This window comes from Halorubrum sp. Ea1 (genome assembly GCF_002252965.1).
Lineage (GTDB): Archaea > Halobacteriota > Halobacteria > Halobacteriales > Haloferacaceae > Halorubrum.
Genome location: NZ_NHPG01000037.1, coordinates 21104 through 30886, shown reverse-complemented (window position 1 = coordinate 30886; position 9783 = coordinate 21104). Strand labels below are relative to the sequence as shown.

Here is a 9783-nt window from a genome sequence, read left to right as displayed (position 1 = left end):
GCGGCCGAGGCGGCCGCGGCGGTCAACCGGGCGAGCGCGGCGAGACGACCGAGGCCCCGGAGCGCGAGCTCCAAGGCGAGGGGCCCGAGGGCTTCTGAGATGGGCGACGCGGGCTCCGAGATGCTCCTCCGCGAGCGCGAGACCGCGGAGGGGACGCTCGTCTCCGTCTGCGACGCGGACTGCCTCGGCGAGACGTACGCGGACGGCGACGTGACCCTCGCCGTCACCGAGGAGTTCTACGGGGGCGACGACGCCGTCGAGGCGAGCGCCGAGGAGGTCGTCGCCGGGCTCGGCCGCGCGCAGGTCGCGAACATCGTCGGGAGCGAGGCCGTCGGCGTCGCGGTCGAGGCCGGACTCGTCGACGAGGAGACGGTGCTGGAGGTCGGAGAGACCCGACACGCACAACTGCTCTGGCTGTGAGTCGGGTCGTATGAAGCGACTCGGACGGGAGGAGCTCACGGCGCTGCTGGAACCGCAGCCGCCGTCGGACGCGTTCTGGAACCGCGCTATCGACGCCGAGCGCGCCGTTATCGGCGTCTCGCCGGAGGCCGTGGACGGCGAGAGCGAGGGCGAGGCGGGCGAGCGGGAGCGCCGGAACCGTCGGCGGCGCGGCGAGTCAGGACCGGACGGCCCACTCTCGACGGGCGACATCGTCGACGTCGGCGACGACTCGTTCGTCGTCGTCGCGGTCGAGGAGACGGCGGCCGGCGGGCGGCGCTACCGGATCGACTTGATCGAGCCGCGGGCGGACGGGTGACCCCCGTAACGCAGAGACCGAGGCGACCGCCTACAGGTCCGCGACGTCTTCGATGGCGTCGGTGAGTTCTGTCACGCTCTCGACGGTGTGCTCGCCCATGTGACCGATGCGGAACGTCTCCTCGGCGATGTCGCCGTACCCGTTCGAGAAGGCCATGTCGTACTCCTCGCTCACCGCCTCGATCGTCGCGGCGACGTCGATGCCTTGCGTGTTCTCGATGCAGGCGACCGTCTGCGACTCGTACCCCGCCTCGGGGAACATCGCGAAGTGCTCGTCGGCCCAGTCGTGGACGTACGCCATCATCTCCCGGTGGCGCTCGTCGCGGGCGCGGTGGCCCTCGTCGAGCATGCGCTTCATCTGCTTGCGGTACGCTAACATGATCGGGATGGCGGGCGTCGAGTGGGTCTGGCCCTTGCGGTCGTAGTAGTCGATGGCGCGCCGGAAGCCGCCGTACCACGAGGAGTCCCCCTTCTCGACCTCGCGGTCGTAGGCGTCGTCGCTGACGACGCAGACCGCGAGCCCCGGCGGCATCGCGAACGCCTTCTGGGTGGACGCGAAGATGACGTCGATGTCGTGCTCCTCGATGTCGACGTAGTCGCCGCCGAGCGACGAGACGGCGTCGACGGCGAAGTAGGTGTCCGGGTACTCGCCGATGACGTCGCCCATCTCCTCGATGGGGTTGCGGACGCCGGTCGACGACTCGTTCATCACGCCCGCGACCATGTCGTACCCCTCGTCGCTGGCTTCGAGGGCGTCGCGAACGTCCTCGGGCTTGACCGCGTCGCCCCACTCGTACTCCAGCCGGGTGACGTCCTTGCCGAGCCGCTCGGCGACGTTGGCGTAGCGCTCGCTGAAGCTCCCGCAGGTCGGCACCAGGACGCGCTCGTCGACGAGGTTCAGCGTCGACGCCTCCCAGAACTCCGTCCCGGAGGCGGTGAGGATGATCACGTCGTTGTCGGTGCCGAGGAACTCCTTCGTGTCCTCGACGATGGTCGTGTACAGGTCGGTCATCCGGCCCATCCGGTGCCCGAACGTCGACTCCGTCATCGCCTCGATGACGTCGTCGCGGACCTCCGTCGGCCCGGGGATGTACAGCGTCTTGTCGTCGTAGTCGTCTCGGTATTCGCGTTTCTTCGTCACGGGATCCACCTGTCGAATGGTACCGGGTCGCGAGACGGTATGGTCCTTATGATCCGCTCAAAACGAGGGCGTCGATCGGAGGTCAGACGCGTCACGTGCCGGCGATCGGATGCCTCTGATGCCGGCGATCGGACGCGTCTCGTGCCGGCGATCGGACGCGTCTCGTGCCGGCGATCGGACGCGCCTCGTACTGAGTGCCGGAAGGCGATCCGAGCCCGAGTCGACGGACCGGCACCGGTGAGGGTGCGGGCCGGCGAACTCGTCGTCGTGCGAAATTCTTTGTGCCGTCTGGCAGTAGTTCGAGTATGGGACACCGCCTCGATGAGATAGACAAGCGCGTCCTCTACTACTTCGCGGTGAACGCGCGGAACACGGCGACGTCGGACATCGCCGAGGAGATGGGGGTGACGCCGGCGACGATCCGGAACCGGATCGACCAACTCGAGGACCGGGGAATTCTCCGAAGCTACCTGGCCGACATCGACTACAAGTCGATCGACGGGTACATCACCTACCTGTTCAGGTGTACGGCGCCGATTCCGGACCGGACGCAGGTCGCCCAGTCGGCGTTGGACGTCTCGGGAGTCGTCACCGTCCAAGAGCTGATGTCCGGTTCGGGCAACCTCCTCGTGACCGTCGTCGGCGCCGACACGGACGACATCAACCACGTCGCCGGGGAGCTCTCCGACCTCGGGCTACGGATCGAAGACGAGAGCGTGATGCAGGGGGAGTACCACAGACCGTACGATCCGTTCGGTCCCGAGACCGTCTCGAAAGGGCCGTCGCTGACCGACTTCATGAGCCTCGCGGGCGACGCCGAAGTCGCCGAGTTCTCCGTCTCGGAGGACGCCGAAATCGCGGGCAAAACCATCGAGCAAGCGGTCGACGAGGGACATCTCTCCCCCGACACGCACGTCGTCGGCATCGAACGCGAGGGCGACATGCTCACGCCGAAGGGGCAGACTACCTTCCGAGCCGGCGACATCGTCTCCCTGCTCTCGAAGGCCCCGTTCGAGCAGGGCTCGCTGGGGGCGTTCGGCACGCCGCGGAAGTGAGTTCGGACCGGTCGCCGGCGGCGGAGCCTCAGCGCCAGTGCCAGAAGTCGTTCCCGTCCTCCTCGACGGGGTCGGTCCGCTCGCGGAGGTCGACGACGTCCCCCTCGGTGGGTTCGTGGTCGTCCGGGAGCGACTCCATGCAGTCGAAACAGAGGAAGAACTCGGCGCCGTCCGTCAGTTCGAGGGTCATCCCCTGCGTCGACTCGAACGCGAAGTTCCACAGGTCGCCGATCCCGCCGGCGATCCTGACGGACCGCTCGCAGACGTCGCACGACTCCGAGGCCATACGCCGGGTAGGGGTCCGGGGCGCTAATGCGTGTCGCCGCGATGCGCGGTCGACGTGAGCCGCGGCGGCGAGGGGGCCCGCCCGCAGGGACGCGTTATCGCGGTTCCGGTGTCCGGCTCGTCGAAACCGCCTCCGAGCTCATCGAGGGCCGTCTGTAAGTCATCAAGGGCTGTCCGCGGGCCATCGAAGGCCGTCCGCGGGAGACGAGTACGGAGCGTCGTATGACGGAGCCCGGGGTCGGATAATAACAGTCCTTATCTAAAGGCCCGACAGAGTAGTATTGTGAAAGATATGCAAAATAGCTCGGTAGGGAGGAGCGGATCGCTCACTCGGCTCCAGTGGGTTGCAATCGCGTTGGCCGCCATCACTGGCGTTCTTCACGTGTACGCTGGCGTCGTCGAAGGGCGGGCACCGGTGGCGCTTGCGGGGGTCGGCTACGCCGGTTCGATTGCGCTGTTTTCGCTCGACTATCGGCGTCGCCTGCTCTATCTCATCGGGATTCCGTACACCGCCGTGCAGTTCCCCCTCTGGATCGTGGCCAAGTCGGAATATGGGGCGATCGACTACGTCGACAAGGCGGTCCAAGTCGTCCTGATCCTCACGTTGATCTATCTCTATCTGAACGCACCGTCCGAGTCGGCCGGGAACGCGGCGACGGCGGCGGATTGAGCGGGCGATTTCACGGGCGTATCCCGGGCTCAGTCGTCTCGAATCACCATCACTTTCACTCGGTTCACGCCGTCGAAGTCACGGAGCCGATACGTTAATTCCCGGACGCGTTCGCCGGTCCCCTGACAGAACAGGGACTCGAGACACCACTCCCCCTGGTGCGTGTGACTCGTGTTGCGGATCACGTCCTGATAGTCGTGTTGGACGCCGTGGAGCTCGCCGATCACCTCGTGGTGGCGGTAGTCGAAGGCGACGAGCGCGATGACGTCCTCGCTGAGGTCCTCGAGTCGGGAGTGCGACTCGATGTACTCCTGTATGGCCTCGCGAACCGCTCGTGACCGATTGTCCAGTCCCTCGTCGCGCCAGACCTGATCGAACTCGTCGACGACCGCGTCCGGGATGTTCAAACTCGTTCGCATCGGGCGTCGTTCGGGGCGCTCGTACAAGAGTTCCGAGTACGCGGTCTCCGTGCGGCGAACGCGGCGGCGGCTACCCCTCGATCGGCGCTTCCCAGAGCAGGATACCGGTCGAGCTGACGATGAGGACGACGCCGGCCGCGGCGAGCGCGAACAGCGGGGAGACGGCGTCGGAGATGACGCCGCTCCCGAGCTGGAAGGGCACGACCGCGAGTCCGCTGACCATCGCCATCGCGCTGAGCACGGTCGCACGGCCCGCCGTCTCGGTGCGGTCGTTGATGTACTGGCCGGCGAACGACCGCGTCACGTCGGAGAGCCCGCGGATCAGCAGGAACGTCGGGAGCGCGAGCACCGGAACGAAGTACATGCCCACCAGCGCGCCGCCCACGACGAAGGGCAGCCACAGGAACCACGTCCGGAGCCCCAGACGGGCGCGGATCGCTCCGGTGTAGTAGCTCAGTCCGGCGCCGACGAGACTGTACGCCGAGTAGAACCACCCGAGCAGCGACCGCACCGCCGACTGCGAGACGCCGAAGTCGAGAACGATCGTCTCGAAGATCGGCTGGAGGAAGACGAACACGAGGTACGTCACCGCCGCGTAGACGACGTAGTAATACAGCACGAACGCCCGGACGTTCCGCTCCGAGACCGTTCGCCGGATGATCGACAGCGTGCGGCGAAAGCTCAGTGTCGCGGTGTCGGCCCGTTCGTAGGTGTCGGGCTCGTCTATCGTCAGGAGAACGACCACGCCGAGCGCCGTCACTCCCGCGGCGACGAACCACGGATACGACAGGTCGATGCTGCCGAGATACCCCCCGACGACGGCCGCACCGGCGCCGATCGCCAGCGCGACCGACTCCCCGCGTCCGCGGACGTGCGCGAACTCGTCTTCGGAGAGGTCGTCGGTGAGCGTGTCGTACAGCCAGGCGTCTTCGCTTCCCGAGCGGAAGTTGTAGCCCATCGACCAACAGACGTACAGCGCCACGAGCGCCCGGAACGAACCGGAGAGTCCGATTCCGAGCAGCGTGAGCGAGATGAGAGCGGTTCCGGTCAGGAGACTGTTGCGCCGACCGAGGCGGTCGCCGACGTAGCCCGTCGGAATTTCACCCAGCAGCGTCGTCAGGTTGTATACCGCTTCGAGGACCGCGATCTGCGTGAAATCGAGTCCCTGTGCGAGGAAGAAGAGATACATAATCGGGCGGTAGAATTCGACGGCCTTGGTCGACTTGTAGAGGTAATACTTCAGGACGCTCCGCGGAGGGAGAGCGGCGGAACGCCGGAACGGAACGGCCATACTTCGGATGGCGATTCCGCCGAGATGGTTGTTGTGTTATGATCGGACCGCGAATTCGTAATACGAGCGCATCGGGCGAGTAGAGCCGGGGTCGGGTGTCGGCCGTTCGGCGGCTCGAAGTACCGAACGGCCGGTGTGCCGACGAGCGGTCTGCGCGGTTCACGGCGGCGTGAGGCCGGTAGACTGCGTATCGGTCGCGACGGTCGGACGCTCGCCGCAGCCGCTGTCCCGAGAGAGTTACTTGCGAAAGCGGGTGGGAGTTCCTCGCAGGATGCGGCCCCGTATGTAGTATCGCCCCGTCGAACGGCGCGGCGGCCGTCGGTAGGGGGGTGACCGATGCGGGGGATGGAGTCGGCACGAGGGTTCCGTCGGGTTCCTCGGATACATCCCGAATTGGCCGATAGCAGACGCCTGGGAGTTGCGTATGAGAGGTTCCGCCAGTTCGGAGGGGAACGCCGAGACTCGTGCGGGGCGACTCGCAGAGACGAGAAGTCGGTCGGTTTCCCGGACCGGGGTCGTCGCTCGTTTGACGACGCGGAGACCGGTCTCAGGGGTGACACGCCGCGACCGTTTCAGTTGACGGCCTTCGAGAGTTCGGCACCCGTCTTGAACTCGACCACGTTCTTCGCCGCGATCTGGATCTCTTTCCCGGTCTGAGGGTTTCGCCCGGTCCGGGCGGACCGCTTCGAGATGCTGAACGTGCCGAACACCTCGCTCTCGTCCGCTCCCCCGTCCACCGACAGCCGATCGCCTTTCTTCAGGGCCTCCGTCGCCACGCTGACGAACGCCTCGATCGCCCGCTCCGCGTCGCTCGTCGATACCCCATCGCGCGATTCGCGTCCCGTTTCGCTCGCGATGTACTCCGCGTCGATCACCACGTCGGCGTCGCGGCACCTGGCGCTGGCCTCGTCGCCCTTACCGGGGTTGAGATCGAGGGCGGCCGCGAACTCCGGGCAGGCGGCGAACGTCACCGGCGACTCGTCCGCGGGCCCGTTTCGGGACCTCGGATTTCGCCCCGTCCGGGCGGAGCGCTTCGAGATACTGAACGATCCGAATCCGATCAGTACGGCGCTGTCACCCTTCTGCAAGGCGTTCGTCGTCGCACTGGTGAACGCGTCGAGCGCCCGCTTCGCGTCCGACTTGCTCAGTCCGGCGTGGCTCGCCATCGCCTCGATCAGTTCCGCTTTGTTCATCGCCGCGGCCTGACCGGTCGTCGCTACCGCGCCCAGTCCGAGGGACGCCGAGAGGATAGCGCTCCTCCGCAGTACGGTTCGCCGCGAGAGCTCGTCTTGGGACATGATACCTTTACTCACAACCCTCTCACGCTCTGAGACTATATAAAATATCTAAAAATTCATCTGAGCGTTACTGTGTCGTGTCCAACGCTGGTCTGACTGCGGTTTGAGGGCCCGGACCTGACTACGTCCCGCCCGTTGCGCCCCAGCTCGCACTGGCCTCGACGGCGTTCTCGAACGTGAGTTCGGCGACCTCAGGCGGGTTGTCGTCACTCCCTTCGGGGAGGAACTGAAAGCGGAGGCGCTCTCCGGTCTCGCCGAGGAGCGCTTCGAGGGTGACGATATCGCCCTCTCGGGCGCTGACGAACTCCCGACGGACGATCGTCTCTCCACCGGCGACGGCGGTGTCGAGCGAGGCGTCGTACGTGTCGAGTTTCGTACGTACCGCGACCGGCACGGCGTCATCGCCGGTGTTCGTTACGATTAGCGTCCCGCCCGGGTATTCGGGGTCCCGGTCGCCGCTCGAGAGGGCGCCCGCACAGCCGGCGAGCGAGACAGCGGCGAGACACCCGCCGGCCCCGCGTAGGAGTTGTCTTCTCTGCATGGCAACGCTTCCCGGGCCGGCAGTGAAATGTCTTCGTATTGAATGAAACGGCGTATCGAACGTCCTCTCGTCCCGATCGCTCCGAATCTCTCGGGGCGGGCACCGAACCGACGACCGATACGCGCGTCGTCCGCGGCGTGACCGCGATGAGTTATCGGCCGCGAGCGATTCCGACGGGGCCGGTTCCCCGCGATCGATCGGCCGGCGGGGGACGGGCGCCCGCCGCGTCGTCGACGATTTATGTTCGAGCGCGACCGATCCCACTCCGATCATGCGAGCCTTCTTCGCCGTCGACCTTCCCGACGACCTCGCGGAGCCACTCGCCGACGCGCAGGCCGCGTTCGAAGGCGCCGACGGGCTACGGTTCGTCGACCCCGACCGGGCGCACGTGACGCTGAAGTTCCTCGGCGAGATCGGCGAGGCGGACGCCGCCGACCGGAGCGCCGAGGACGAAGAGGTGCCGCCGCTCGACGACGTGATCGCGGCCGGCGAGCGCGCGGTCGCCGACGCCGGCGTCGGTCCCTTCGAGTGCGCGATCGAGGGGTTCGGCGTCTTCCCGAGCCTCGACTACGTCTCGGTCGTCTGGGCGGGGGTCGGCGCGGGGAGCGCGGCGCTGACCGCGCTCCACGAGTCGCTGGAGGCGGAGACGACCGCGATCGGCGTCGACCCGGAGGAGCACGCGTTCACCCCGCACGTCACGCTCGCCCGGATGAACGACGCCCGCGGGAAGGAACTGGTTCGGGAGGTCGTCCGCGAGCGCGACCCCGAGATCGGACGGTTCGAGGCCGACGCGGTCCGCCTCGTGAAGTCGACGCTGACGAGCGACGGACCCGTGTACGACACCGTCGCGTCGTTCGAACTCTGACGAGGGCCTCCCGACGCCCCCGTCACTCCGCGTTCCTCGGGTCGTCGGCGTCGCCCTCGGAGCCGCCGTCGCCCTCATCATTGAGCTCCCCCTCCCCGTTCGCCGCCGCCCTCGCTCCCGGGTGCTCGACTCGGACCCGCGTCACCCGCGTCGGGGTCGCCCCGGTGACGGTGAGCGACACGTCCCCGAGGACGACGCGGTCGCCCTCGGCCGCGACCCGGCCCATTCGCTGGGTGATCAGCCCCGCGACCGTGTCGACGCCGCCGCCGACCGGGAGGTCTACCCCGAGCGTCTCGTTGAGGTGCGCGACGGTGGTCCACCCGCGGACGACCGCGGCGTCGGGCGCGACCACGTCGACGTGATCGACCTCCCATCGGCCCACGAGCTCGCCGACGATCTCTTCGACGACGTCCGCCAGCGTGACGACCCCGACGACCGCGCCGAACTCGTCGACGACGATCGCCATCCGCCGGCCGGTCGACCGCAGCTCGTCGAACAGCTCGTCGACGGGCTGGGTCTCGGGGACGAACGTCGGCTCGCGGAGCGCGCTCGCGAGGGGCTCGCCCCGCTCGTGGGCGCCGATGGCGTCGCGCACGTCGACGGTCCCGACCACGTCGTCGCGGTTCTCGCCGTAGACGGGCATCCGGGTGACGCCCTCGCGCCCGGCGGTCGAGAGCGCGTCGGCCGGGGTCGCGGTGTCCGGGATCGCCACCATGTCCGTGCGCGGGACCATCACCGCGGAGACGCGCGTCGACTCCAGGTCGAGGACGCCGCGTATCATCGCGCCCTCCTCGGGGTCGATCGCGCCCGCCGCCTGCCCCGAGAGCACGAGCGTCTCGATCTCCTCGCGGGTGAGGTACGACTCGATGTCGGGCTCGCCGCCGGTGAACCGGTTGACGACGCCGGAGAGCGCCTCGAAGACGTAGAGCACGGGCCGGATGACCCGTTGGATCGCGACGACGGGGCGGGAGACGCGGAGCGCGTGCTTCTCGGCGTTCGCGACCGCGTACGACTTCGGCGCGATCTCGCCGAAGACGATGACGAAGACGCTCGTGACGAGCGTCGACCCGGTCGCGGCCTGCCCCCCGGAGAAGCCGAACCGGACGAACACCGCGGTCGCGACCGAGGCGGCCGCGATGTTGGCGACGTTGTTGCTCACGAGGGCCGTGACGAGGAAGCGGTGCGAGTCCTCGCGAAGCGCCGAGAGCGCCCGCGCGCCGGGCACGTCGGCGGCCAGCAGCGAGTCGACCCGGTGGGTCGGCACCGAGAATACGGCCAGCTCCGAGCTGGAGAAGAAGGCGCTGACCCCCGTCAGCACGAGGATCGCGGCCACCCCGGCGAACGCGATCGTGATGTCCATGTGTGCCCGTGCGGCCGGATATAAAAGGCAGTACCGCCGCGCCCGCGGTCCGACCGGGGACCGCGGCGGTTCACTCGACCGCGATCGGGTAGGCACGAACGA

Annotated in this window: 12 protein-coding genes and 1 pseudogene; 5 read left to right on the top strand and 8 right to left on the bottom strand. The window is 67.8% G+C overall.

Annotation, left to right across the window (positions count from 1 at the left end; all coding sequences use genetic code 11):
- Nucleotides 1–120: 120 nt before the first annotated feature.
- Both DJ73_RS05385 and DJ73_RS05380 read left to right on the top strand, forming a co-directional pair.
- A complete protein-coding gene (locus DJ73_RS05385; protein WP_094527584.1) occupies nucleotides 121–420 on the top strand; it encodes a DUF424 domain-containing protein in 300 nt (99 codons plus the stop codon).
- 10 nt (nucleotides 421–430) lie between these two features.
- Nucleotides 431–757: a hypothetical protein gene (locus DJ73_RS05380; RefSeq protein ID WP_094557460.1), complete on the top strand. Its 327-nt coding sequence runs from the start codon at nucleotides 431–433 to the stop codon at nucleotides 755–757.
- A gap of 30 nt (nucleotides 758–787) precedes the next feature.
- Here DJ73_RS05380 and DJ73_RS05375 read toward each other — a convergent pair whose 3' ends face one another.
- Complete coding sequence (locus DJ73_RS05375; protein WP_094527585.1) at nucleotides 788–1897, bottom strand: alanine--glyoxylate aminotransferase family protein; 1110 nt, start codon at nucleotides 1895–1897, stop codon at nucleotides 788–790.
- 305 nt (nucleotides 1898–2202) lie between these two features.
- Between DJ73_RS05375 and DJ73_RS05370 the strand changes: the two genes are divergently transcribed.
- Entirely contained in the window at nucleotides 2203–2952 is a 750-nt protein-coding gene (locus tag DJ73_RS05370) for a TrkA C-terminal domain-containing protein (RefSeq protein WP_094525242.1), read from the top strand.
- A 28-nt stretch (nucleotides 2953–2980) separates the two neighbouring features.
- On the opposite strand, the gene DJ73_RS05365 is transcribed toward DJ73_RS05370, so the two are convergent.
- Nucleotides 2981–3238: a hypothetical protein gene (locus DJ73_RS05365; RefSeq protein WP_094525243.1), complete on the bottom strand. Its 258-nt coding sequence runs from the start codon at nucleotides 3236–3238 to the stop codon at nucleotides 2981–2983.
- Nucleotides 3239–3619: 381 nt separating this feature from the next.
- Between DJ73_RS05365 and DJ73_RS05360 the strand changes: the two genes are divergently transcribed.
- Nucleotides 3620–3907 (top strand): hypothetical protein, encoded by a 288-nt coding sequence (locus DJ73_RS05360; RefSeq protein WP_254921594.1) that lies wholly within the window; start codon nucleotides 3620–3622, stop codon nucleotides 3905–3907.
- 29 nt (nucleotides 3908–3936) lie between these two features.
- On the opposite strand, the gene DJ73_RS05355 is transcribed toward DJ73_RS05360, so the two are convergent.
- The 5 genes and pseudogenes from DJ73_RS05355 to DJ73_RS05340 form a co-directional block, all read right to left on the bottom strand.
- A complete protein-coding gene (locus DJ73_RS05355) occupies nucleotides 3937–4326 on the bottom strand; it encodes a CopG family ribbon-helix-helix protein (RefSeq protein ID WP_094525245.1) in 390 nt (129 codons plus the stop codon).
- Between the two features lie 70 nt (nucleotides 4327–4396).
- Entirely contained in the window at nucleotides 4397–5617 is a 1221-nt protein-coding gene (locus DJ73_RS05350) for an MFS transporter (RefSeq protein ID WP_176451079.1), read from the bottom strand.
- A gap of 572 nt (nucleotides 5618–6189) precedes the next feature.
- Nucleotides 6190–6474 (bottom strand): HU family DNA-binding protein, encoded by a 285-nt coding sequence (locus DJ73_RS21320; protein WP_394338321.1) that lies wholly within the window; start codon nucleotides 6472–6474, stop codon nucleotides 6190–6192.
- A 153-nt stretch (nucleotides 6475–6627) separates the two neighbouring features.
- A pseudogene (locus DJ73_RS21315) lies at nucleotides 6628–6810 on the bottom strand (HU family DNA-binding protein); the annotation flags it as partial.
- A 226-nt stretch (nucleotides 6811–7036) separates the two neighbouring features.
- On the bottom strand, nucleotides 7037–7456 hold the full coding sequence (locus DJ73_RS05340) for a hypothetical protein (RefSeq protein ID WP_094557459.1): 420 nt from the start codon (nucleotides 7454–7456) through the stop codon (nucleotides 7037–7039).
- A 271-nt stretch (nucleotides 7457–7727) separates the two neighbouring features.
- Here DJ73_RS05340 and thpR point away from each other — a divergent pair, with 271 nt between their 5' ends.
- The gene (thpR, locus tag DJ73_RS05335; protein ID WP_094557458.1) at nucleotides 7728–8321 is read left to right on the top strand and encodes an RNA 2',3'-cyclic phosphodiesterase; all 594 of its coding nucleotides are present in this window, start codon (nucleotides 7728–7730) and stop codon (nucleotides 8319–8321) included.
- A 22-nt stretch (nucleotides 8322–8343) separates the two neighbouring features.
- Here thpR and DJ73_RS05330 read toward each other — a convergent pair whose 3' ends face one another.
- Nucleotides 8344–9681, bottom strand: a complete 1338-nt coding sequence (locus DJ73_RS05330; RefSeq protein ID WP_094557457.1) for a hemolysin family protein — start codon at nucleotides 9679–9681, stop codon at nucleotides 8344–8346.
- Nucleotides 9682–9783: the final 102 nt, after the last annotated feature.